Below are 22,605 nucleotides of genomic sequence, written 5' to 3'. Positions count from 1 at the left end.
CGTCTTTGATCGAAAAGGTATAATGACTAGTCATTAGAGGAGGACCATTTATGCGAACGATCGTCATTGCACAGGATTTGCAGGGGGAGCTCATCAAGAAAATTAAAGAAGCAGTCCCAGATTGGAATGTGGTTATCGGCCGGGAGGAAGAAACGTGGAAGCCTTGGATGCCGGAAGCAGAAGCAGCTGCTGGATGGAAGGCAGACATGATGGAGTATGCGGGAGAACATCTGAAGTGGATCCAAACGTGGAGTGCAGGCGTCGACCATCTTCCACTCGATACATACTTTAAGCAGGGAATTCAGATTTCAAGTGCCAATGGAGTCCACGCCGCGCCCATTTCGGAAACGATTTTTGCCTTTATGCTCGGCTGGACAAGGCGCATGTCTGCTTATGCAAAGCAGCAGACTGAAAAGAAATGGCATCATGCTGGATTGAAGCATGAAATTCATGGAGCTTCAATCGTGATATACGGGATGGGAGCGATCGGAGAGGAAACGGCAAGGCTCGCAAAAGCGTTCCGAATGGATGTTACCGGCGTTCGCAAAAGCGGAGCGCCGTCAGATTATGCAGATAGAATCGTCACGCCGGAGGAAGCCGATCAGCGGCTTGCGAAGGCCGATTTTGTCATCAATGCCCTGCCGCTGACAAAAGATACGGAACAGTTTTTTTCAGAGGCACGACTTCGACTGATGGGAAAACAGACCTTTTTCATTAACATAGGCCGGGGCGGCACCGTAGATGAAGCGGCAATGACGGAATTACTTGCACAAAAGCAGCTCGGCGGAGCCGGACTGGACGTTTTTCAAGAAGAGCCGCTTCCAGAAGCGAATCCGCTTTGGGAGATGGATAACGTACTTATCTCTCCGCACACAGCAGGCTCAACCGAATTTTACAACGAACGGGTCGTCTGCGATATTTTAATACCAAATTTAATCGCCTATACAAAAGGGGAAATACTTCCGGTCAATCAGGTTAATCAGGAAAATGGCTACTAACGGCCAGTTTGTCTATGTTGTTTAATAAAAGGCGTTGGGAACGGAGGTGATTATCTTCGCCACCGTCTGCATCTGCGGACCTGCTCTTTCCGGAGGAAACGGGTTTGGCTTTCCTCCGGTTGTCGGAAGCGCTGGGTCTACCCTTTATTCTGAGCCGAGGCTCTCTGGTTTCGACAGCTGGCAGAGAAGGTAAACACCTGATGTTTTTAGCAGGAGCCTGCAAGTGCCCATGGAACCTTCTTCGTGCAGGGTCTTTTTCATAGAGCGGGACCCGGGTGCTTCGCAGCATTCGTCTTAGGAGCAGCGAGCAGGAGGGAAATTCTTTGCCGCTTTGTTTCGGAGCGGCAGGCTGATGAAGCGAAGAAGGATGATATAAAAAAACAGTAACTAGGTAATCAGACGGACTTTTTCAAAAGCCTGATAACGAGCTGCCGGCTGGCAGCTCTATTCGTCGTACATCTGTTTCCTGAAAATGGATTGACGAACTCCTTCGTATATCGTAATATTAGGGAACGAAGTATTTGCGATGGAGGACGACTGGTAATGAATCAGCCCATAGAAAAACTGCTTTCCTACGAACTTGGTATGACTGCACACATGCTTCAAAACAATATTAATCGTAAGTTTTCAGGGTTAGGGCTGACACGCTCTCAAAGTAATATCCTGTTTCTGCTTTACAAAGAAGGCAGTATGACGCAGGTGGAGCTGATGCAGCGGCTGAATGTGCAAGGATCAACGATGAACGGACTGCTGGAAACGATGCTGAAAAAAGAACTGATTCGGAAAATGCAGAGCCGCGAAGACCGGCGCAGCAGAGTGATTTCTCTTACGGAAAAAGGCATGCATATCGAAGAAGAGATGTGGACAGCACTGGAACATGCAGAGTCGAAAATAACCAGTGCTCTTTCAGCTGAAGAGGACAAACAAATGCGGCGGCTGCTGGAGAAAATACGTCTGTCGTTCCGTGAGGAGGAAGGCCGGTGAACTCCCAAAAAGAACAAAGTGCAAGGCTTGGATCTGAGCCGATCCCTGCCTTGCTGAAGCGACTTTCTATTCCTGCAATTGCAGGAATGCTTGCGATGTCCGTGTACAACCTGGTCGATACCATCTTTATTTCCTATGCGGTCGGCATTGACGGAGTGGCTGCTGTGACGCTGGCTTTTCCGCTTATGATCGTCATGATGGCTGTTGCCGGGGCGTTAGGCATGGGTGGTGCTTCTGTTATTTCCAGAAGGCTCGGAGCCGGGAAAGAAAAAGAGGCAGATCATGTATTTAGTAACATGATGATGCTCGTTGTACTTATTGGTGTCATCGGCGTGATCGGCTCCTATACACTGCTGAACCCGGTTCTCCAGCTGTTTGGGGCAGGCGATACCGTTATGGCGATGGCATATTCCTATATTTTCCCAATTACAATGGGGACAGTCTTTTTTACATTTGCATTTACGACAAACGCCGTCATCCGCGCAGAAGGAAATGCCAGGTTTGCGATGATCACAATGATTATTCCGTCTGTGCTCAACATTATTCTGGATCCAGTTTTTATTATCTGGCTGAATATGGGAGTGCAGGGAGCGGCTATTGCGACTGTCATTTCACAGGCTTCCGTAACCTTTATGGTGTTAAAGTATTTTATCAGCGGGAAAAGCTCCCTTCATATTCGTCCAGTTCTCATGCTGCCGGTTTGGCGGATTATTAAGGAAGTCTCTATCGTTGGGATGCCGGCATTTGCCCGGCAGGTAGCAGGAAGCGTGATGATGATCGTCATTAATGCGATGCTGATCCGCTACGGCGGCGAATTTTACGTCGGGGTATTTGGTGTTGTGCAGCGAATCGCGATGATTACGCTAATGCCGATGATGGGAATTCTACAGGGGATGCAGCCGATCGTCGGCTATAACTTTGGGGCTCGGCAGTTTGGACGAATGAGTGAGGCGATTAAGCTTTCTCTCAAAGTCGTAACGCTGTTTTCGTTTCTCGTATTTGGAGCAGCGATGGTCATCCCGGACTGGCTTATGCGAGTATTTACGCAGGATCAGGCTGTGATCGACGCAGGAGTTGATGCGCTGCGAATTATTTTTGCTGTCGCGTTTGTGATCGGCATACAGGTGATCAGCGGCGGCCTTTATCAGGCGCTTGGAAAAGCGAGGCCGGCTTTAATTCTATCGATGGCCAGGCAGGTGCTGTTTTTGATTCCGCTCGTTCTGATTCTCGCACCGGTGATTGGTGTCTGGGGAGTCTGGATTGCATTCCCCGCGGCCGATATTCTTGCTGTTCTTTTGTCGCTTTATTTCTTGCGGCGAGACCGGAAGCTGTTCTTTCCACCGGATGCTCAAGCAAAGAAAGAAGAAAACCTGCAGGAAAAGCATGCCTGATCAACGAAAGACCGCTCTCTATTCACAGAGAACGGTCTTTTCAGAATGTAGATATAGTCATTTTAGGGGAATAACGTTGCATCTGCCTGTATCTGCTGACACTCGGTTTCTGGAGAGAACGGGCTCAGCTAACCGTTTTTGCCTGAGCCTTGCCATAAGTTTCGCTTCGTAGCCGCTGCCGCAGGCAATGTTTCGTACACGGCTGGAAACCAGGGAAGTGCCAAGTACTACCGTGCTGCATGTGTGAGGCACATAGGGTGATCCGGTTCCATGTTTTCAGGAAGGATCCGTTCTCCAGTTTCTTGCACCACCAATCAGCACCGTTTACTATAACGCTTATTTAACGATCAAAACCGGAACTTCGACGTACTTCATGACTTTGTGACTGACGCTTCCAAGCACCATCGTCTGCAGCGAGCTGCGTCCGCGGCTTCCGATTACGAGAATATCCGCTCCGGACTCTTTCGTGTAATCGATAATGGAGGAAGCGACGTTTTCCCGCTCCATAATAACCGTTTCCTTCCATTCTGCAGGGCCGATATCGACTTTTTTATATTCATCAAACAGCTCCTGCTGCTCCTCGGCCGGCGGGTGAGGTTTCTCATCCTCCAGCTCGTCTGTAACAGAACGGCTGCGCATTTCCACATGAAGCAGTTCAACCACGGCGTTCCGCTCTGCTAATGAAGCAAGCTCTGCTGCTTTTTCACATGCCCTGAAGCTGTGCTCGGATCCGTCTGCTGCGACTAAAATATGAGTAAACATAAGGAGCCCCCTTATTCCGTTAAAGTAGTGTATACAGCTATCTTCCCATATTTGCATGATTCAAACAAACAGTCACTACAGGAAAAAATCAAAACATACATGAGCCAGACCAAAAAAAGCGCAGACTTTTCAGTGAAGAACGACAGGACGTCGTTTTGGTTGCAGGTCCCCTCCGCTTTGCCAGAATAGGCCCATTTTAGTGAGCAGCACTTGGCAGAAGGACACGGCTTCACTAGGTTTGAGGCTTTTTCACCTTTAGAAGCCGTGATGCGGAAGATAAAGAAAGACTTCTCAGGGTAGAAGATCTGGAGGTCAGGAGGGAAAGTCGTGCTCGTTCCCTCCTCATCCTTTCGGAGGCGGAACCAGCTGTCAGTGCATAAAAAAGAACCCTCCATTTGGAGAGTTCTTCTCGTGAAGAGGAGCATTGCAACGTGCGCTCTTTTTCCTTATTTAACCATCATGACCGGGGCTTTCACATACTTCATCACTTTATGGCTGACGCTTCCGAGAACCATCGTCTGCATCGTGTTCAGTCCACGGCTTCCAATCACAAGCACATCGTACGCGCCGTCGTTCGCATGAGAAATGATAGGCTCTGCTACGCCGTTCTTTCCGTGAAGAACGGTTGAGGTAACAGAGATGTTCTCAGCGGCAATCATGTCCTCAAATGAAGCGAGCATACGGCGGCGCTTCGCAGAAGCTGCATCAGAATCCCCATAGTGCAGGATATCTGTTTTAGAGCGGCTGCCGTCGACTACATAAAGCAGTTCAATTTCAGAGTCTTCCGTGATCCTGGCAAGTCCAATTGCTTTTTCGGCGGCTCGATTGCTGTGTTCAGAGCCATCAACTGCAAGTAAGATACGTTTCATAAGCGAACGGCCTCCTTAATGGCCGGAGGCTTTGTTTAAGCCGCCGATCTTTTCCATTAGCTTGTAGCTTTCTTTGTTTAATCCTGTAATAGATACTTCAATATTGCGAAGTCCATATTTGTGCTTCACCTTATCAATAGCGCCAACTGCTGAGTCGTCCCACAGCTGTGTATTCGATAAGTCGAGAATAACGTGACTGACATCGGCGCTAAAATCAAGCTGGTCCATGAAAGCCTGTACGGAAGCAAAGAAGAGCTGTCCGTGAATTTCGTACGTCATCTCCCGGGTGCGAACATTGAAATGTTCCTCGACTTTGATCTTGGAAAGCTTCCAGGCAAAGAAGATAGCGCTCATTATTACCCCGGCGAACACACCAATCGCCAAATCGTGCGTATAAACTACCGTACCGACGACGGTGACCATGACGAGCGCATCCGTCCGCGGCCCTTTATGAATGTTCGTCAGCGACGACCAGTCAAACGTGCCGATGGATACCATGATCATGACGCCGGCTAGAGCTGCCATCGGAATTTGCACAACCCAGTCTCCGACGACGAGAATGAGAAACATAAGAAACGTACCGGCGACCAAAGCGGATAGTCTGCCCGTACCACCGGACTTGACGTTGATGACTGATTGACCGATCATTGCACAGCCGGCCATGCCGCCGAAGAAACCTGTAGTGACGTTGGCAATTCCTTGCCCGCGGCTTTCTTTGTTTTTATCACTGTCCGTATCGGTCATGTCATCCACGATCGAGGCCGTTAACAGAGATTCCAATATCCCAACCATCGCAAGCGCTAATGAATAAGGGAAGATAATCATCAGCGTTTCCATGTTCAGCGGGATGTTTGGCAGGGCAAAGATCGGCAGTGTATCCGGGAGTGCCCCCATATCGCCGACTGTACGAACGCCTGCGTTCATAATGATCGCTATCGCCGTAACGACAACGATGGCGACAAGTGTAGACGGAACGGCTTTCGTAAACTTAGGCAAAATATAAATGATCGCCAGCGTGAGCGCCACCATCGCATACATCACCCACGTCTCGTTGACAAAGTGCTGCAGCTGGGACGTGAAGATTAAGATTGCAAGCGCATTGACAAAGCCGATCATAACGGATCTCGGCACAAATTTCATCAACGCAGCGAGCTTAAACACCCCGAATAAAATCTGCAGAATACCTGTCAGAATCGTAGCGGCGAGCAGATACTCCAAGCCATGGTCTGCTACAAGCGTAATCATGAGCAGAGCCATTGCTCCTGTTGCTGCCGAAATCATGCCGGGGCGTCCACCGACAAACGAGATAATGACAGCAATACAGAAGCTGGCATAGAGGCCGACCATCGGGTCAACACCAGCAATGATGGAAAAAGCAATCGCTTCCGGGATCAGAGCGAGGGCTACAACCAGCCCTGCCAGCACGTCTCCTTTCACGTTGCTGAACCATTCCTATTTCCATTTTTCAATTGTAGACAACACGTGCACCTCTTTCTATTAGATTGATAGAGTCCTTCCTAGAAAGACTCGGTCCGTAGAGAACAGAATGAGTATAGCAGATTATGAGAAAAAGTCAAAAATTCGATGAAAGCGTACGTCATACAGCAGTATCGCTTGTTTGATCATTCATTCTCCATTTTTCATAGGAACTTGTTGAATGAAATTAGCTGTGGTCGGTTCGCTTCAGGAAAAGCGGATCTTTACAAAACGTTTAAAATGGAGCCTCAACCTTTAAGCTTCCTTAACACGGGATTTACGTTCAGCGGGTATGGTGTAGGTATAGAAACAGGAGAGGATGAAACAGACATGCGCATAAGAGCTGTATTTCTCGATATGGATGGTACTCTGTTAAATACCGAAGATGTAATTTCCCATAAAATGAGACAGGTGATTGAAGAACTGAAACGAGCTGGCATTTATGTGTTTCTCGCTACGGGAAGACACCTGGATATTACCCTGCCGCATCATCGGAGTCTCGGACTGAAAACGCCGATGATTTGTTTAAATGGGGCTGCCGTCTACGACTGGTTTTCGCTTGATCCGCTGCAGATGAAGTACATGCATTCACCGTGGGAGCTGCACGAAGCGGTCGTCCGCTCCGGTGCTAGAAATATAATGGTTCATGCAGAAGAAGGCCTGTACTGCCTGGAACAGGATGAAATTGTACAGGCATGGGTTAATGAGGGCGGAAAGTATCCGGTCTACACAGGGCCGCTTCATACGGTGAAACCGGAGAAAATATTAAAGTACAGCGTTCGGTCTACGGACTTCATTACGCTCCCGAAAAAGCTCTACAGCCGTACGGCGGAATTAATCCGCTGGCAGGACGGATTTGAACTGGTTCGTAAAGAAATCTCAAAATGGTCAGCGATGGAATACCTGTTGTATCAATACGGTATTTCCAAGCAGGAAGCGATCGCGTTTGGCGACGGACCGAATGATATCGACATGCTGCGCCGCGCCGGCACTGGTGTGGCAATGGGTAATGCCATACCGGAATTAAAAAAGGCGGCGGACTTTGTTACAGGGACGAATGCCGAAGATGGAGCAGCTGATTTTCTTATGCGCCATGTCCTGCAGGCAGGAACAGTAGAAGCACAATAGCGCGGCCAACTGTTTTCTTTACCTCACCCCCCAGCTTTAGGTAAAATGAGAGGGAATGGAAAACAGGAGGGAAAGCAGATGAAGGCAGGAGTGCTGTTCTTTATCGTATCCGTGATTACACTGCGCGGATGCGGGGAGGCTGGTCCATATGAGCAGGCGGAATTGTATCTGGATCCGGAGTTTGCTGGAGGAACGCTTTCTGTCACGCCGGTTGTGTTACACAACGGTGAACAGGAGGCATTGTTTCAGTATGAAGGACATATTGCTGTAATCAACCGGATTGAGCAGGGAGATATGCTGCTTTATGAAGCGGAAGAGGATGCCGGTGGAGACATACAGCAGATCATGCTCGACGAAGACGCTGAACACAGCGGAAATCACATTGAGGTTGAAGCTGATCCGGGTGAATTTACGATTGAAGCAGAAGCGGTCTTTACTGTCGCACCAGCCGGCGGCGAGGGAGAAAGCAGAGAATATAAGCATACACTGCGCCAGCGGGTGGAGGTTCAGCGGGGGACTAATGTGGAAGAAGACTGATGTATCAACTGCGTAAGCGGTATCATTTTTTCTGGATAATATTGATTGTTTTGTGCAATTATGCTAACATCAGCCTTGTACATGTTTGAATTGGCAATATCAACGGCCTCTTGGCACGACCAGGGTACGAATGATTCGCACGATTCAACAAATTTCTTTTAGGGAGGCCGATTTATATGGTCACAGGAACAGTAAAATGGTTTAACGCAGAAAAAGGATTTGGTTTCATCGAGCGCGAGGACGGCGACGACGTATTCGTTCACTTCTCCGCAATCAACGCTGAAGGCTTCAAGACACTTGATGAAGGACAAAACGTTGAGTTTGAAATCGTTGACGGCGACCGTGGCCCACAGGCTGCGAATGTATCAGCGGTATAATCATAGCTTCGAATAGAAAGAGACACGGCAGCGATCGCTTCCGTGTCTCTTTTTCTGTCTATTATGGCTTAACGAGATGAATTAACTTGTCCATTCGGGCTTTCTTACAAGTCTGAAGAGCTTCGCTGGAAAGGCCGCTGACTGAAATAGAAGCATGACAGCGCCTCATCAGCGTTGCAAGAATGCCGAGAAATAATGTATCGATTACAAATCGTTCTGAACCTTGAAAGTAAAAATTCCGGCCGCCGCGATTGCCGTGCTCAAGCAGGCGGCTTCGCATGGCAGCGGCATCTTCAGCTGAAAGGTGCGCGGGGAGCAATACGTGCACAGCGCTTCCGGTATCTGTTATCTCTACGGTCATACCTGGCGCCCTCCTTCAGCTGTTGAAAATTGATTTGTTTGTTCCAGTAAACCGCCAGCGAGTGCTGTCATCTGCTCCGTGCTGGCCGCAATTTCCTCCAAGGAATGACTCGCTTCAGAGGAAGCGGAAGCGACAGCCTCCGCATGATGATCGGTATCATCTGTAAAGGAGCCGATCTCATCAATAAACGAGATAATTGCAGCAGAGGAAGCTGTTTTCTCACCGGCAAGCTCCTTAATTTCTGTTATATCACCAGATGTTTTGGATACCGCTTCGTAAATCGTGTCAAACAACTGTTTTGTACGGGTAACTTCTTCTGCCCCCGCAGCTACCGATCGTTCATTTGTCTCCATTGAATCTGCAGCCAGTGCGGCAGTATCTGTTATAGAGGTGATAATACCCGTTACATGCTCCGCTTCGCGTGAGGTTTGTTCAGCCAATTTGCGAACTTCGTCGGCAACGACGGCAAAGCCGCGGCCGGCCTCACCGGCTCTGGCAGCTTCAATCGCTGCATTGAGTGCAAGCAAATTGGTTTGATCAGATATCTTCGTAATCGTATCGACGATGCTGTTTATTTGGCCTGCATATTTATCAAGGGACTGCACGTGAATTCCTGCCTCTGAGGCATCCTGTTTCATTTGATTCATTTTCGAAGCAACTTCTTCCAAGCTGGTGCTTCCTTTCCCAGTAAGAGAGAGGGTATCCTCGGCCGCTTTTCCGGATCGATCCGATCTTGTGCTGATTATTTGTAAAAGAGAAGAAAGCTCCAGCAGTGCCTGGGATGTATTCTCAACGGCTGTTCGACCGGATGCGGCCTGGCTGCGCATGACGTTTGCACTGTCCGAAACAACTGCAGAGCCAGCGCTGATTTCCTCGATTGAGGCTGCATTTTGTTCCGCTTGAGCCGCTGTCTGCTCGGCAGCCGCTTTCACATGCACAATCGTGTCGGAGAGGGAGAGACGAAGACTGTCAAAGGCACGTGACAGCTGGCCAATCTCATCGGCAGAATCATTTTCGGCACGGTGCGAGAGGTCCAGCTTTTCCCCTTGAATGCGCTGTATGACGCCATTTAACCGCTGGAGGGGCTTCACAACGAGGAATCGCAGCCCTGTAAATACAAAGGCAAGTAAAATGAGCGTATTAACAATCAGCGTAAAGTAGGTTTGGAGCAGGTTAGCAACTGTCGTGCCAACGAGATCCAGTGCACCGGATTGTGCAAGCAGGTACTGAGCGTAAGCAACCGGTGCCCCTGCAGCTAAGCTGAACAGTGTGGCACCCAGGACAACGAGCGTCATTTTTCGGGCGATGGATGAAGTCAGCACAGATTTAGATAAATAAGCAGGCAATTTGATAACCCCTTCCACGGGTTTAATTAGTTCTATCATCAGGGTTCTTATTACCCAAGATGAGGAGGGATCAAGCATTATTCTTAAAGTGGTAACAAAATACCTGCTGAGAATCACATGAGATGACAGGGTTTTCATCTTCGTGGTAGGATATCGATGAGGTGAGAGTGATGGTCACAATAAACGACATTGCAGATAAAGCCGGAGTTTCCAGAACGACGGTGTCCAGAGTGCTGAATGATTCCGGCTATGTCAGTGCAGAAGCTCGGGAGCGGGTACGCCGCATCATTGAAGAAACGGGATACAGACCGAGCGAACAAGCAAAGTCACTTCGGCTGAAGCGCACAAAAGTAATCGGGGTCGTGCTGCCAAAGCTGTTTACAGAGACATCCAGCCGGATGGCGAATGGACTCGACGATGTGTTCCAGCAGAATGGCTATCAAATGCTGCTCGCAAGCTCGAATCTGAATCATGAACAGGAGCGCCGGCAGCTGCAGCTGCTTGAAAGCAGACGAGTAGACGGCATTATTTTGACGGCGACCAACCAGAACGAAGAGCTGCTGGCTACGCTGCGGGCTATGCAGGTGCCGGTTGTCGCACTCGGTCAAAACCTTCCAGGCGTGTCTTCGGTTTATTTTGACGACTATCACGCTGCCGCAGATTTAACAGAGCATATGATTCAAAGCGGGAAACGCCGAATCGGTTTTATTGGAGTAGACGAATCGGATTATGCTGTCGGCGTGCTGCGCAGGCAGGGCTTTTTGGACGTGATGAATCGACACGGGCTTGAGGTTCGGCCCGAATGGATCCTCAAGGCCGATTTTACAAGTGAGTGCGGAAAAGCGGCATTTGAACAAATAGCAGCCTCCGATTCAGAGTGGCCTGACGCCGTGCTTGCAGTGACAGACAGACTGGCAGTAGGTGCGATGCAGGCTGCGAAAGAAAAAGGGCTTCAGGTGCCTGAACAGATCGGCTTTGCCGGTGTAGGCGCTACCGACATGTCGCAGTACGTTACCCCGGCGCTGACTACCATCGATTACAAATACGAAGAAGCTGGAAGAGAAGCTGCGCAAATGCTGCTTCGATCGTTAAACCAGCAAAATGTCGAAAAATCTGTAATGGGCTATGGACTTTTGAAGCGGGATAGTTTATCATGTTGATGGAATCGATTACACAAGAGATTTATTTTATTTTGCACAATATGGAATCGATTACATGTTCAGGTGATCGATCCTGTATAGGTGCTTGATTTAAAAAAAGAAAGGGGTATGAAGCATGGCTGATGAGAACCGCAGAATAGCGGAAGAACTGATTGAAGCCATCGGCGGGCAAGAGAATATTGATTCTGCTGCCCACTGTGCGACACGTCTTCGTCTCATGGTAAAAGACAAGGAAAAGATTGATCAGGAGAAGGTCGAGGAGATTGATAAGGTAAAAGGTGCTTTTTACAACTCCGGACAGTTTCAGGTCATCTTCGGAACGGGTACAGTAAACCGGATTCACCAGGAAGTCATTGCACTAGGTGTATCGGAATCATCGAAATCGGAGCAGAAGGCGGAATCTGCGAAGCAGGGTAATGCGATGCAGCGTCTACTCAGAACGTTCGGTGACGTCTTTGTTCCAATCATCCCGGTGCTCGTTGCCACCGGTTTATTCATGGGTCTCCGCGGGCTTGTTACACAGGAAGCGGTGCTGGGTCTGTTCGGTACGACACCAGAAGCGATCCCGGATAACTTTATCTTATATACAGAAGTGTTAACCGATACAGCCTTTGCCTTTCTGCCGGCGCTGATTGCCTGGTCGGCGTTTCGGGTGTTCGGCGGAAGTCCGGTTATCGGTATCGTTCTCGGTTTAATGCTCGTCAACCCGGCCCTGCCAAACGCATATGAAGTCGGGGAAGGTGCGGCAGATCCGCTTATGTTCTTCGGATTTATTCCGCTGATCGGCTATCAGGGATCCGTACTCCCGGCGTTTATAGCGGGTTATCTCGGTGCGAAGCTCGAAAAATGGCTTCGTCAGCGAATTCCAGAAGCACTTGATTTGATTTTAACCCCATTTTTGACCCTTCTGATCATGATTACGGCTGCATTGTTTATCGTCGGACCGATTTTCTCAGCAGTAGAAGCTGCGATTATGGTCGGGGCCACGTTCGTGCTGGAGCTTCCGCTCGGATTAAGCGGACTGATCATCGGTGGTCTCCATCAGGTGATCGTGATCACCGGGGTGCACCACATATTCAACTTGTTTGAAATTCAGCTGCTTGCTGATAACGGACTAAATCCGTTTAACGCACTGATTACAGCTGGTATTGCTGCGCAGGGTGCAGCAGCTCTTGCCGTCGGTTTAAAAACGAAGGCGAAAAAACTGAAAGCTATTGCGCTTCCGTCTTCTGTGTCTGCGTTTCTCGGTATTACGGAACCAGCGATCTTTGGTGTAAACCTCCGTTATGGAAAGCCTTTCGTGATGGGTCTGATCGGTGGTGCAGCAGGTGGATTTTTCGCCGCGCTGTTTAACCTGCAGGCAACAGGAATGGCCATTACAGTTATTCCGGGTACGCTGCTCTACATTGAATCATTCAGCAGTCTCGTGCTCTATATTTTGACAAACCTCATTGCAGGCGGTACGGCATTCGTTCTGACGTGGCTCTTTGGCTATAACGACGACATGCAGCAGTAGAAGTTCGTAAACCTTATGAGCTTAACAAAGGGCCCGGAATCAGTGAGATTCCGGGCCCTCAGGCTGTTTATAAAGTCAATCTGCATAGATGTTTATTCGTTTTGTTGTATGTCCCTTATGCTTGCCGAGCCAGCCGTGGGCTTGCAGTCAGCTATTCGCCCCTTTTGAAGAGAGAAGGGCGCGGGAGGATGGCGCGGCTTCACTCGGACTCAGGCTTCTCGCGAGAAGCTTTCAAGACCTGGTCCGGCTCCGCTCGCGCTTTTCATGCCGTTCAGCGATCCGAGCAGCATAGCATTTTCCGGCTGCGCTGCTTCCACGGGCACGCCGGACACGACGGGGAAATGGATCTGCTTTTTTAAAAAACAACGTCACGATCAGTAGAAACGCCAGCTCATCTGTCTACGTGGTAAAGTTGTTGAAGCACCGGTCCCCTAAGCGGTGTCGAAACGTTTCCTAAGCGAAGGTTCCACCCGAATCAAGTCAGCTTGTGCGCATCGTCAAGGGTTTCAAGTGAACTGCCAGCTGCCGGCCTCGAAGGAATGCTCCGGGAGGATCAGAACGAGGCGAAGATCCACCGCTTCTATCACTAAAAGGAAGCGGTTAGCTGAGGCCGTTCCCTCCGGAAAGCGAGGATCCGCAGATGCAGCCAGATGCAAGGTGATTTCCCCGTAAAGACGTTATCGACAATCTAAAGGCCCGGAATCATCACTGATTCCGGGCCTTTATTATTGATTATTTCTTCTTGTCGTCTGGATCGATTTCGTTGTCTGAAAGCTGTTCTTCAAATTCTTCCCGGAGATCATCGTAGATTTTCTCTTTGAATTCCTCGTACGCTTCTTCTTTCAAATCGTCATAGACTTCTTCTTTGACTTGCTCGTAAACTTCTTCCTTTACTTCTTCTTTCATTTCTTCATAAATCTCATCACGAACGTCTTCTTTTAAGTCATCGCGGACGTCATCAAACGCATCGTCAAATACATTCTCTTTCATTCCGCCGTATACTTCCTTTTTTACCTCGCGCCGTTCCCGTTTGCGTTTTTTGATCTTATCGATCTTCACATCACGCGACATCATAATCAAGAGAGAAAAGATCATGACGACCATAATGACCGCAAACGGCAGAGCTGCGACAATGGAAGCGGTCTGCAGACCCTCCAGTCCGCCGCTTAACAGCAGTACAGAGGCGGTTCCTGCAATAAGAAAGCCCCAGATAATTTTAATGTAAAGTTTTGGACTCAGACTGCCGCTGCTCGTCATCGCACCGAGTACATAAGAGGCCGAGTCCGCCGAAGTGATAAAGAAAATAATGATGAGCACAATGGCAAGGCCGCTCATAACTGCTGCAAAGGGAAGTTCGCCTAACGTCGCAAAGAGCGCCAATTCCTCTTCTTCCATAACGAGGTCGCCGATCACATCGTTCCCGCCAAGAATCATACTTAGAGCGGTTCCGCCAAACGTAGTAAACCAGAGTGCTGCCAATACGGAAGGCACAATCAGAACACCGGCGACGAATTCCCGAATCGTACGCCCCCGGGAAATACGGGCGATGAAAATACCCATGAATGGAGACCAGGAAATGTGCCAGGCCCAGAAGAATATCGTATAGTTGCCGAGCCATTCGCCGTCCCCGTATGGGTCGAGATCGAGGCTCATCGTAACCACATTTGATAGATAGCCGCCGATCGTTGTCACAAAGTTTTGTGCGATAAATAATGTCGGGCCTGCTATGACAACAAATAATAGTAGAACTGCTGCCATGGTCAGGTTAATCGTACTTAGTATGCGAATGCCTTTATTTACACCGGTAGCAGCGGAAAAAATAAACAGCACAGTAATGATTGCGATAATAGTAAGCTGTGTCGATGGATTGTTTGCAATACCGTCAAACAAGTAGGAAAACCCGCCTGATATTTGCAGGGCGCTCAGACCAAATGTAGTCGCAACCCCGGTTGAAGTAGCCAAAACGGCAAGTGTGTCAATTCCTTTTCCGAAGGCACCGTGTGCACGGTCACCGAGAATTGGCTGAAACGCAGAACTGATAAGCGCTGGCTGGTCTTTTCTGAACTGTACGTAAGCAAGCGTTAAGGCTACCAGTGAGAAGATTGCCCATGGGTGCAGTGCCCAGTGGAAAACCCCGTAGCGAAGACCTGCTGTAGCAAGCTCACCCTCTGTAGAGCCTGCAAAGTCAGGGTGCGGATCAAAAAAATAAAGCACCGGTTCGGCCACTCCCCAGAAAACAAACCCTACCCCGATGCCGGCGGAGAAGAGCATGCCGATCCAAGTGAAAAAGCGGTACTCCGGTTTCTCATCCGGTTTTCCCAGCTTTAGTTTACCGAACGGGCTGATAGCGAGAAAAAGTACAAAACCGATAATAAAAGCGGTGGAAAGCATGTAAAACCAGCCGAAGTTATCGAGTGTAAACGCAAGCCCCTGATTGGAGGCATTCTCTAAGGAATCCGGACCGAGAAACCCCCAGATTACGAATGCAGCTACGATTGGTGCAGAAATGTAAAAGACGATACTTGGTTTTTTCGTTTCATACTGATAATGTTCAGTCATAAGTAGTTTAAATCCGCAATTGCGGATCGTTCCCCCTTTTTCTATGTCGTAGTGAATCATGTATGTCATCAGGACGGAAATGGCTGGTCCTGTCGAACACGTATAGCAGGGATTATAAAAACATTCCCTATATTAAACGGAGAGAAACCATTCTTTTCATGATTTTCCTTCTTTGATCCAGTTCTCAGAGCTGAAAAGCAGGAATAACACTTACATTTGTGGAACATTAACGGAGCAAGTTTCGAGAAAAGGAGTGATTCGTTATGGTGCAATTGGAAGACTTTTTAAAACTGGATATCCGGATCGGAACCATCGTGGAAGCGGCAGCGCTCGAAAAAGCCCATGTCCCTGCGATAAAAATGAAAATTGACTTTGGCAGTCTCGGTCTGCTTCAGTCGAGCGCCCAGATTACAAAGCGATATGAGCCGTCGGAGCTGATTGGCCGTCAGGTTATCGCGGTCGTTAATTTCCCGCCGCGCAAGGTTGCCGGCTATACATCAGAGGTGCTTGTGCTTGGCGGAGTCCCGGGGGAGGGAGACGTCGTACTGGTAGCACCAGACAGTGACGTACCGGACGGCACGAAAATCAGCTGACGTTATCGAAGCGTAACGGTGAACGGCTGTATATCATAGAGACTGTCGTTAAGGTAGACGTCGACCCGGTACTCGCCTTCCATGAGCTCCGGATCTTCTGCGTTAAGAAGATCCAATGACAGCGAACTTCCAGAAAAAAAAGGATAAGCACGGTCGGAAATGAGTTCCTCAGCTCCCGTCCCGAGATAATACAGCTCGTAGCGAAGTTCAATTCCGTCAAGAGACTCTCCGGTATAATACAGCTGAATCATGGATTCATATTTAATAAAGACAGGATTCTCCATCGTATCCAGTTCTCCGGAAGGAGGCTGATCACCGTCGTAAACATAAATCCCCGGCTCGAGGGGAGGATTCCAGTGCCAGTTAAATAAAAACAGTGCCGGAGCGGCTGCAATAAGCAGCATTGCCACTGGAACGACGGCTCCGGCTGTTTTAGACAGGCCCCGGCCGCGAAAGAGCGGCGGAGAGGGACGTCCCTCAGATTCGAGCTGAGCCATTTTAGAGATTTTACGCATATAAACGGCATTTCCAGTCATGCCGAACGCAATATGCATGAAAAGAATTGGTGCTGCAAGAAAAGCAGGTGTTGCAGCTGCACCAGCTCCAAGGTTAAGCAAGGCCGGAAGCAGGGATTCTATGAGAAGGAACAAAAGATAAATAAGGAAATAGGAAGCCGCAAATACATATAGATGACGGGAGGCTGCCCAAACCGGCCCCAGCAGAAAAGCTGCCCAGTTCCAACCGGCAAATAGTGACGGCCGGGAGTGCTTCTCCCATTTGCTTTCGTAATACTCTGCATTTATGTCAATATACGGACGATACTCGTTCATAACAGGCTGTCTCCTTCAGCGGCGAATATGCACATTTCTTCGGGACGTTTGCTCATCGGCTGTCAAATAGGTGGAGCGGCCGAGATAGAGCGGCAGCGGATTGACCTCCATATTCGGCAATCCGTTTTCCTGAAAACAGGATGCATCCTGATGAAACTGCGTGATGTCAGCGACAAACCAGTCATGATCGCCGTAAGTATTGCGGTCAATGATACGACATTCATAGGCTGCATAGGCGCAGTCAAGCACCGGTACTGGAACAGTACGACCTATCTGCCATGACAATCCAATTTTATCGAGTTTATTTCCTTCCGAACCGCTGTAGGTCCCTGCTTTTTGAATGACAGCAGCGTGATCGGCAGAAACAAACTGCACAGCAAAGCTTCCGGATTCCTTCATCAGCCGATGAGAGTGCCGCTCTTCTGCCACTGCAACTCCGTAAATAGGGGGATCATAGGATATATACGAGTGCCAGCCGGCAGCCATTATATTGGTTTCTCCTTCAAAGGCAGTGGTGACGAGGGCGACAAGCCCCGGATAGCTGTGCATCACCGTTTTTTTAACAGGCTTAAGCATGCATAAACTTCCTTTCCTGCAGAGGCACAAAGAAAGCTGGTCCAGCCGTTTTGCTGCTGGTCCAGCTTATTCTGTCGGCTTCTCTGCATAGCCGTATTATATAAGACTTGAAACGGATGATTCAACCTTAAGCCTGCCGGTTACTCCATCGATTGAAAATCTTCCGGGCTGCCAGCCTGTACAGCCTCGTCCAAATCAGTATGACCGAGCAGGGCGCCAGCACTTTCACCATCTACTAAAATAGATGTTTCCTCCGCGCCGAACTGCTGCATCATCATAGCAATCTGCTCAAGCAGCATCATTTCACCGCTGGACCCGAGGTTTGCGTCTTCAATTTCCGGCGAGAACGACACTTCAGCTGTCGTATCATCGAGTGCTACAGACTGAACGGTTGTTCCTTCCGGAAGAAGCGGATAAAGCTCTTCATGGGTCGGACCTGCTGCCCAGAGTTCCATCGCTTCCATCGCCCCCGCTTCATCCATGCTCACTTCATTATCCGCTTCCACGCGGTAATTATTCAACAGCTCAGCATCCGAGAAATAAAGGTAAAGAGGAGAAACGACGGCTTCTGCTTCCTCAGTCGTTTCTTCGTCGGATGCTGCCTCTTCATTTGCCTCTTCTTCATTCGCTGCATTAGATTCTTCATCCGCATCTTCATTAGCATCGGCATTGTTATTTCCGTTATTTTCATTATCCTCAGAGTCAGGCTCGGCAATGTTTTCGTCCGAATTCGCTTCATTGTCCGCTTCGATATCTGCATCCTCCTCTTCTTCATTGGAAATGCCTTCTGTGTTTTCGTTCACATCGTCGAGGTTTTCTTCTACCTCATTGGCTCCGCCAACGTTATTGTTCACTTCATTGTCATTATCGTTCGCTTCATTTACTCCGCAGGCTGCAGCTAGACTCAGTGCCATTGCCCCGATAACAAACGTTCGCATTTTACGCATGAGAAAACCACCTTTTCTAAATTATCATCGTAAGTTCTTACAGGATTTGTCGTTCTTTCTGGAGAAATGTTACATGCGGTCTCCCATTCGCTATAATAGAGGTTCAGTACATGATTTTCAAGAAGGAGGCAATCCCTTGAGCACAGATCGAACAGCGCCGGAAATGGTATATGAGGGTGTGATGGTGCTGCTTGCCTTTGCAGCTGTATCCACGATCTGGTTTGAAACAAGATATGAAGATCCGATTGTGTGGGGAACATGGGGCGTGTTCTTCGTCGATTTCTGTGTCCGCTTTTACCGAGCAGAACAAAAGCTTTCCTTCTTTAAAGATAATCCATTCATTGTTATCGCGATTATTCCGCTTGATGCTGTTTTTCAAGCTGCCCGCTTGGCGCGAATTCTTCATTTTCTGCGGCTGAAGGCGATGACAAAATATTATGCCAAGCCGGCGATCAAAGTGCTCTCGAAACAAAAGCTGATGCACGTCTTGCCGGGTGTCATTCTGTTCGTATTTTTATGTACGATCCCGCTCTACTGGGCCGAACAGGAAAAACTGGCTCATTATGCAGAAGCATGGGGCGGGGCAGCCGCTTCGCTTATCTTTTTTGGCTATGCCTATATCGATCCGGATTCGATCACCGGAAATATTGTGATAGCGCTGCTGACGTTCAGCGGGGTCATTCTTCACGCATGTATCCTGCGCTGGGTGTTTGATACCGTTAAAGAAACGAAAGCAGCTAAAGCAGCTGAGGAAAAGGGGAAGGACCTATTTTCTTAACAGACCGGCATAACTCAAGCTTAGTCAGATGACATAGAAGTAAAAAGCATAATTTCCTCTATTGATACCGAATGAATATAAGAAGACCCGGCCTCTTGGCCGGGTCTTCTCGTATAACAGAAAAGTATTGTCTACTGCAGATCTTCGATGGAGTCGATGTCCATGTATTCCGGAACAACGAGTCCCGTGCGTGCACCTTCCAGATTAGCGCCAAGGTCTTCCATACTGTCACCGTACTCTTCGACGAGGTGATCGTGAGTAAGCGGCAGCCATGCAGCTACCATTGCGTCAGCCTGACCGTCAGCCACTGCCTGGAACATGAAGTTTGCTTCAAGCGGATCCATGGAGACTTCGTAGCCGAGGTCTTCCAGAACGAGTGCAATCATGTTGGTAGAGGCGATTTCAGAATCCCATGCAACAAAGACGAGATCGATCTGCTCACCATCTACTTCTTCAACACCGTCTGTCCATTCCGCAACCATGTCTTCGTTTGCATCGATCCATTCTCGTGCAGCTTCCTCTTCATCCATGCCTTCCTGAATGGAGACCATGATTTCACCCATGTCGTCTTCTGACCACTGGAAATTATCGAGTACTTGATACGCTTCTGGCATGTCTGATTCGAGGTCTTCGCGAACGAATGTGTGAATGTCTTCTGCTTCACCGAAAACGCCTTCCGGGTCATCCAGGAATTTCAGGTCATACTCTGAAAACTTCCAGTGCGGCGTCCAGCCTGTTACGATAATTGGTTCTTCATTTTCAAACGCATCGCCTAGTGCCTGCGTCATAGCAGCATCCGAACTTGCAGAAATATCCCAGTCACTCAGGTCGTACGTTTCAAGTGCATCTTCTGCAGCTGACATAATCCCTGCACCAGCATCGATACCAGTGATGGTATACTCAAGCTCTTCCCCGTAGTCAGAGCCGGAAGCTTCGCCGTCGTTGTCTGCATCATCATCTGCTGCGTTGTTTTCTGCTGCATTGTTGTCCGCACCGTTATTCTCTTCAGCAGCGTTATCTGCGTTGTCGTTTCCAGCAGCGTTGTTGTTTTCTTCTGCATTGTCTCCGCAAGCTGCAAGCAGCGCGACCGATAAACCAGCAGCAAGGCCAAACTTGTGCATCTTTCTCATTGTAAAACCCTCTCCTTTTATAAAATGTTTTTCTATCTATATGACCTTTTTGAGAAAAAGGTTAAAACCTAAGCTTGTCGCTTCTCAGGATTCAGTGCCTGAGTAAGGCGGTCGAGAATGATGGCAAGGATAACAAGGCTGATTCCGGCTTCAAAGCCCATCGCCATGTCGTTTCGTCCAACGGCATAATAGACCTGACGGCCGATGCCATCTGTTCCAATCATGGCAGCAATAACAACCATGGAAAGAGCCAGCATGATCGTCTGGTTTACACCGGCCATAATCGTAACCTTCGCCATCGGCAGCTGTACTTTAAACAGCTTCTGATTCGAAGTCGAACCGAATGCATCGGAGGCTTCAATGGTTTCTTTCGGCACCTGACGGATACCGAGATTCGTCAGCCTGACGGTGGGCGGCATTGCAAATATAACGGAAGCAATAACACCTGGGACGATTCCGATACTGAAAAAGGCGACGGCCGGAATCAGATACACGAATGCCGGCATCGTCTGCATGAAGTCGAGAATCGGTGTCACGATGTTGCGGACCAGATCATTTTTAGCCATCCAAATTCCAACAGGTACCCCTATTATAACGGAAATCAAGGTCGCAGTGATAACAAGCGACAATGTCAGGATCAAGTCATCCCAGTAATCGATGCTCTCAATGAAGAGGAGACCGAAGAAAATAAGAATCGGGAGACCGAACTTCCCGGTTTTTCTGACGAGCAGATACCCGATGACGGTAAGAACTAAGATCAGCACGATCGGCGGTATCAATCCGAAAAAGCTGTTCAGGACACCGGTAATCCAGCCGACTGAATTACGGATCCCTTCGAAAATAAACTCAAAGCCTTCAGCATTTCGAAGCCAGTCTACAAAATCTTCTGCCCATGTTCCGACTGGAAGGCGGGGCAGGAATTCCAAAATAGCGTCAAACCAGTCATAAATTGCTTCACTCAACGCTGTTCACCTCTTTTCCAGATAATGCCGAAAGAATCTTGCTTCGAATAACAATGCCTTCTAATTTCCCGCTGTCGTTTGTAACAGCGATCGGCACAGTGGAATTTGATGTCATTTCAAACAAGTCGTGCATCGGCGTTTCCAGGTTACACGTTGGTACTTCTTTTTGAATATATGGAGCGATGTCACGCTCTTCCCGTTTCACAGCTTCAGCGATATCAGAGGCATGCACGATACCCTGCAGCTCACGAGAACGGTTGACGACGTAGACGGAAGAAATGTCTGCATCACGCATCCGCTGCAGTGTTACCCGCGGACCATCCTTCTCAGCGTTCACTGTCTCTGGGCGAGTCATAATATGCTCAGCTGTATATACCTTGGAACGATCCACGTCTTCAACGAAGCGGGCAACATAGTCGTCTGCCGGATGCATCAGAATGTCTTCCGGTGTACCGATTTGTACGATCGCCCCGTCCTTCATGATCATTATGCGGTCACCGATACGCAGCGCCTCATCCAAATCGTGTGTAATAAAGATGATTGTTTTTTGCATCGAGGCCTGCAGATCGAGTAATTCATCCTGCATGTCCTTTCGGATCAGCGGGTCCAGTGCAGAGAAAGCCTCATCCATTAACAGGATGTCTGGGTCATTAGCAAGCGCTCTTGCGAGTCCGACCCGCTGCTGCATTCCGCCGGAAAGCTGGTCCGGATATTGATCCTCGTATCCTTGCAGCCCTACAAGCTTTAAAGAATCCATTGCTTTTTGACGTCGCTCTTCCTTCGGCATTCCTTGTACTTCAAGACCGTATTCAACATTCGACACGATCGTTCGGAATGGAAACAGCCCGAATTTTTGAAATACCATACTCATTTTTTTACGGCGAACTTCTCTAAGCGCCGAATCGTCCATTTTCGCCAGGTCGTCGCCGTCGATCTGAATCTGACCTTCCGTCGGGTCAATCAGACGGTTCAGCAGACGGACAAGTGTTGACTTCCCGCTTCCGGAAAGTCCCATAATAACGAAGACTTCTGCCTCGTTCACGTCAAACGTCGCACGGTTAACACCGACTGTAAGACCAGTTTCTTTAAGTATTTCGTCCTTCGACTTCTTTTCTTTCAACATTTCAAGTGCTGGTTTCGTTCGTTTTCCAAAAATCTTGGATAGATTGCGCACTTCGATTTTAGCCACGTCTGCCACCTCTTTTCATTTTCATGGTTTCTCACACTCTTTGCTACCTTTGACGCATGGAATAACATGGAACTAGGTACAAAGCAGTTGAAATCACACCTTGTTCACTATACGCATCTTTTTCTCATCCTTCAAC

At 48.7% G+C, this 22,605-nt stretch carries 22 protein-coding genes; 10 read left to right on the top strand and 12 right to left on the bottom strand.

Annotated features, from left to right (window positions below; all coding sequences use genetic code 11):
• Positions 1 to 50 precede the first annotated feature (50 nt).
• The 3 genes from ACSZLD_RS06535 to ACSZLD_RS06525 all read left to right on the top strand — a co-directional run bounded on the left by ACSZLD_RS06535 (position 51) and on the right by ACSZLD_RS06525 (position 3,373).
• Entirely contained in the window at positions 51 to 998 is a 948-nt protein-coding gene (locus ACSZLD_RS06535) for a D-2-hydroxyacid dehydrogenase (protein ID WP_444684666.1), read from the top strand.
• 543 nt (positions 999 to 1,541) lie between these two features.
• Positions 1,542 to 1,982, top strand: coding sequence for a MarR family winged helix-turn-helix transcriptional regulator (locus ACSZLD_RS06530; RefSeq protein ID WP_444684665.1), 441 nt, complete (start codon positions 1,542 to 1,544; stop codon positions 1,980 to 1,982).
• Positions 1,979 to 3,373 carry an MATE family efflux transporter gene (locus ACSZLD_RS06525; RefSeq protein ID WP_444684664.1) on the top strand — a complete coding sequence of 465 codons (1,395 nt, stop codon included), beginning with the start codon at positions 1,979 to 1,981 and terminating at the stop codon, positions 3,371 to 3,373. Before ACSZLD_RS06530 ends, ACSZLD_RS06525 begins: the two co-directional genes overlap by 4 nt.
• Before the next feature lie 336 nt (positions 3,374 to 3,709).
• Here ACSZLD_RS06525 and ACSZLD_RS06520 read toward each other — a convergent pair whose 3' ends face one another.
• The 3 genes from ACSZLD_RS06520 to ACSZLD_RS06510 all read right to left on the bottom strand — a co-directional run bounded on the left by ACSZLD_RS06520 (position 3,710) and on the right by ACSZLD_RS06510 (position 6,441).
• Entirely contained in the window at positions 3,710 to 4,135 is a 426-nt protein-coding gene (locus ACSZLD_RS06520) for a universal stress protein (RefSeq protein WP_377908829.1), read from the bottom strand.
• 446 nt (positions 4,136 to 4,581) lie between these two features.
• Complete coding sequence (locus tag ACSZLD_RS06515) at positions 4,582 to 5,004, bottom strand: universal stress protein (protein ID WP_444684663.1); 423 nt, start codon at positions 5,002 to 5,004, stop codon at positions 4,582 to 4,584.
• A 15-nt stretch (positions 5,005 to 5,019) separates the two neighbouring features.
• Complete coding sequence (locus ACSZLD_RS06510; RefSeq protein ID WP_444684662.1) at positions 5,020 to 6,441, bottom strand: SulP family inorganic anion transporter; 1,422 nt, start codon at positions 6,439 to 6,441, stop codon at positions 5,020 to 5,022.
• Between the two features lie 369 nt (positions 6,442 to 6,810).
• On the opposite strand from ACSZLD_RS06510, the gene ACSZLD_RS06505 reads away from it, so the two are divergent.
• The 3 genes from ACSZLD_RS06505 to ACSZLD_RS06495 all read left to right on the top strand — a co-directional run bounded on the left by ACSZLD_RS06505 (position 6,811) and on the right by ACSZLD_RS06495 (position 8,522).
• The gene (locus ACSZLD_RS06505; protein ID WP_444684661.1) at positions 6,811 to 7,608 is read left to right on the top strand and encodes an HAD family hydrolase; all 798 of its coding nucleotides are present in this window, start codon (positions 6,811 to 6,813) and stop codon (positions 7,606 to 7,608) included.
• Between the two features lie 78 nt (positions 7,609 to 7,686).
• Positions 7,687 to 8,145, top strand: a complete 459-nt coding sequence (locus ACSZLD_RS06500; RefSeq protein ID WP_444684660.1) for a hypothetical protein — start codon at positions 7,687 to 7,689, stop codon at positions 8,143 to 8,145.
• A 176-nt stretch (positions 8,146 to 8,321) separates the two neighbouring features.
• The gene (locus ACSZLD_RS06495; RefSeq protein WP_168008495.1) at positions 8,322 to 8,522 is read left to right on the top strand and encodes a cold-shock protein; all 201 of its coding nucleotides are present in this window, start codon (positions 8,322 to 8,324) and stop codon (positions 8,520 to 8,522) included.
• Between the two features lie 61 nt (positions 8,523 to 8,583).
• Here the strand turns inward: ACSZLD_RS06495 and ACSZLD_RS06490 are convergent, their stop codons facing one another.
• On the bottom strand, positions 8,584 to 8,883 hold the full coding sequence (locus tag ACSZLD_RS06490) for a hypothetical protein (RefSeq protein ID WP_377908835.1): 300 nt from the start codon (positions 8,881 to 8,883) through the stop codon (positions 8,584 to 8,586).
• Entirely contained in the window at positions 8,880 to 10,229 is a 1,350-nt protein-coding gene (locus ACSZLD_RS06485; protein ID WP_444684659.1) for a methyl-accepting chemotaxis protein, read from the bottom strand. The genes ACSZLD_RS06490 and ACSZLD_RS06485 overlap by 4 nt, the downstream gene beginning before the upstream one ends.
• 170 nt (positions 10,230 to 10,399) lie before the next feature.
• Here ACSZLD_RS06485 and ACSZLD_RS06480 point away from each other — a divergent pair, with 170 nt between their 5' ends.
• Positions 10,400 to 11,389: a LacI family DNA-binding transcriptional regulator gene (locus ACSZLD_RS06480; RefSeq protein WP_444684658.1), complete on the top strand. Its 990-nt coding sequence runs from the start codon at positions 10,400 to 10,402 to the stop codon at positions 11,387 to 11,389.
• A gap of 115 nt (positions 11,390 to 11,504) precedes the next feature.
• Positions 11,505 to 12,905, top strand: a complete 1,401-nt coding sequence (locus tag ACSZLD_RS06475) for a sucrose-specific PTS transporter subunit IIBC (protein ID WP_444684657.1) — start codon at positions 11,505 to 11,507, stop codon at positions 12,903 to 12,905.
• Between the two features lie 732 nt (positions 12,906 to 13,637).
• Here the strand turns inward: ACSZLD_RS06475 and ACSZLD_RS06470 are convergent.
• Positions 13,638 to 15,464 (bottom strand): BCCT family transporter, encoded by a 1,827-nt coding sequence (locus tag ACSZLD_RS06470; RefSeq protein ID WP_444684656.1) that lies wholly within the window; start codon positions 15,462 to 15,464, stop codon positions 13,638 to 13,640.
• A 263-nt stretch (positions 15,465 to 15,727) separates the two neighbouring features.
• Between ACSZLD_RS06470 and csaA the strand changes: the two genes are divergently transcribed.
• A complete protein-coding gene (gene csaA, locus ACSZLD_RS06465) occupies positions 15,728 to 16,057 on the top strand; it encodes a chaperone CsaA (RefSeq protein WP_444684655.1) in 330 nt (109 codons plus the stop codon).
• A 2-nt stretch (positions 16,058 to 16,059) separates the two neighbouring features.
• On the opposite strand, the gene ACSZLD_RS06460 is transcribed toward csaA, so the two are convergent.
• From ACSZLD_RS06460 to ACSZLD_RS06450, 3 genes are all read right to left on the bottom strand, one after another.
• A complete protein-coding gene (locus tag ACSZLD_RS06460) occupies positions 16,060 to 16,887 on the bottom strand; it encodes a DUF2628 domain-containing protein (RefSeq protein WP_444684654.1) in 828 nt (275 codons plus the stop codon).
• 15 nt (positions 16,888 to 16,902) lie between these two features.
• Positions 16,903 to 17,463, bottom strand: a complete 561-nt coding sequence (locus ACSZLD_RS06455) for a flavin reductase family protein (protein WP_444684653.1) — start codon at positions 17,461 to 17,463, stop codon at positions 16,903 to 16,905.
• Between the two features lie 140 nt (positions 17,464 to 17,603).
• Complete coding sequence (locus tag ACSZLD_RS06450; protein WP_444684652.1) at positions 17,604 to 18,410, bottom strand: GerMN domain-containing protein; 807 nt, start codon at positions 18,408 to 18,410, stop codon at positions 17,604 to 17,606.
• A gap of 136 nt (positions 18,411 to 18,546) precedes the next feature.
• On the opposite strand from ACSZLD_RS06450, the gene ACSZLD_RS06445 reads away from it, so the two are divergent.
• Complete coding sequence (locus tag ACSZLD_RS06445) at positions 18,547 to 19,188, top strand: hypothetical protein (protein ID WP_444684651.1); 642 nt, start codon at positions 18,547 to 18,549, stop codon at positions 19,186 to 19,188.
• A 131-nt stretch (positions 19,189 to 19,319) separates the two neighbouring features.
• Here ACSZLD_RS06445 and ACSZLD_RS06440 read toward each other — a convergent pair whose 3' ends face one another.
• From ACSZLD_RS06440 to ACSZLD_RS06430, 3 genes are all read right to left on the bottom strand, one after another.
• Complete coding sequence (locus tag ACSZLD_RS06440) at positions 19,320 to 20,318, bottom strand: glycine betaine ABC transporter substrate-binding protein (RefSeq protein WP_444684650.1); 999 nt, start codon at positions 20,316 to 20,318, stop codon at positions 19,320 to 19,322.
• 68 nt (positions 20,319 to 20,386) lie between these two features.
• Positions 20,387 to 21,244, bottom strand: a complete 858-nt coding sequence (locus ACSZLD_RS06435; RefSeq protein ID WP_377908863.1) for an ABC transporter permease — start codon at positions 21,242 to 21,244, stop codon at positions 20,387 to 20,389.
• A 28-nt stretch (positions 21,245 to 21,272) separates the two neighbouring features.
• Positions 21,273 to 22,469 (bottom strand): quaternary amine ABC transporter ATP-binding protein, encoded by a 1,197-nt coding sequence (locus ACSZLD_RS06430; protein WP_377908845.1) that lies wholly within the window; start codon positions 22,467 to 22,469, stop codon positions 21,273 to 21,275.
• Between the last annotated feature and the right edge of the window lie 136 nt (positions 22,470 to 22,605).

Origin of the sequence: Alkalicoccus luteus (genome assembly GCF_052061695.1) — a bacterium.
GTDB classification, from domain to species: domain Bacteria; phylum Bacillota; class Bacilli; order Bacillales; family Salisediminibacteriaceae; genus Alkalicoccus; species Alkalicoccus luteus.
This window is presented reverse-complemented; position numbering and strand designations above follow the sequence as displayed.

Bases quoted from the DNA above. Each gene is read 5' to 3' on its own strand.
- ACSZLD_RS06500 (WP_444684660.1), top strand. From the start codon at position 7,687: ATGAAGGCAGGAGTGCTGTTCTTTATCGTATCCGTGATTACACTGCGC.
- ACSZLD_RS06470 (WP_444684656.1), bottom strand. From the start codon at position 15,464: ATGACTGAACATTATCAGTATGAAACGAAAAAACCAAGTATCGTCTTT.
- ACSZLD_RS06475 (WP_444684657.1), top strand. From the start codon at position 11,505: ATGGCTGATGAGAACCGCAGAATAGCGGAAGAACTGATTGAAGCCATC.
- ACSZLD_RS06490 (WP_377908835.1), bottom strand. From the start codon at position 8,883: ATGACCGTAGAGATAACAGATACCGGAAGCGCTGTGCACGTATTGCTC.
- csaA (WP_444684655.1), top strand. From the start codon at position 15,728: ATGGTGCAATTGGAAGACTTTTTAAAACTGGATATCCGGATCGGAACC.
- ACSZLD_RS06505 (WP_444684661.1), top strand. From the start codon at position 6,811: ATGCGCATAAGAGCTGTATTTCTCGATATGGATGGTACTCTGTTAAAT.
- ACSZLD_RS06460 (WP_444684654.1), bottom strand. From the start codon at position 16,887: ATGAACGAGTATCGTCCGTATATTGACATAAATGCAGAGTATTACGAA.
- ACSZLD_RS06515 (WP_444684663.1), bottom strand. From the start codon at position 5,004: ATGAAACGTATCTTACTTGCAGTTGATGGCTCTGAACACAGCAATCGA.
- ACSZLD_RS06530 (WP_444684665.1), top strand. From the start codon at position 1,542: ATGAATCAGCCCATAGAAAAACTGCTTTCCTACGAACTTGGTATGACT.
- ACSZLD_RS06455 (WP_444684653.1), bottom strand. From the start codon at position 17,463: ATGCTTAAGCCTGTTAAAAAAACGGTGATGCACAGCTATCCGGGGCTT.
- ACSZLD_RS06480 (WP_444684658.1), top strand. From the start codon at position 10,400: ATGGTCACAATAAACGACATTGCAGATAAAGCCGGAGTTTCCAGAACG.
- ACSZLD_RS06495 (WP_168008495.1), top strand. From the start codon at position 8,322: ATGGTCACAGGAACAGTAAAATGGTTTAACGCAGAAAAAGGATTTGGT.
- ACSZLD_RS06520 (WP_377908829.1), bottom strand. From the start codon at position 4,135: ATGTTTACTCATATTTTAGTCGCAGCAGACGGATCCGAGCACAGCTTC.
- ACSZLD_RS06535 (WP_444684666.1), top strand. From the start codon at position 51: ATGCGAACGATCGTCATTGCACAGGATTTGCAGGGGGAGCTCATCAAG.
- ACSZLD_RS06450 (WP_444684652.1), bottom strand. From the start codon at position 18,410: ATGCGTAAAATGCGAACGTTTGTTATCGGGGCAATGGCACTGAGTCTA.
- ACSZLD_RS06440 (WP_444684650.1), bottom strand. From the start codon at position 20,318: ATGAGAAAGATGCACAAGTTTGGCCTTGCTGCTGGTTTATCGGTCGCG.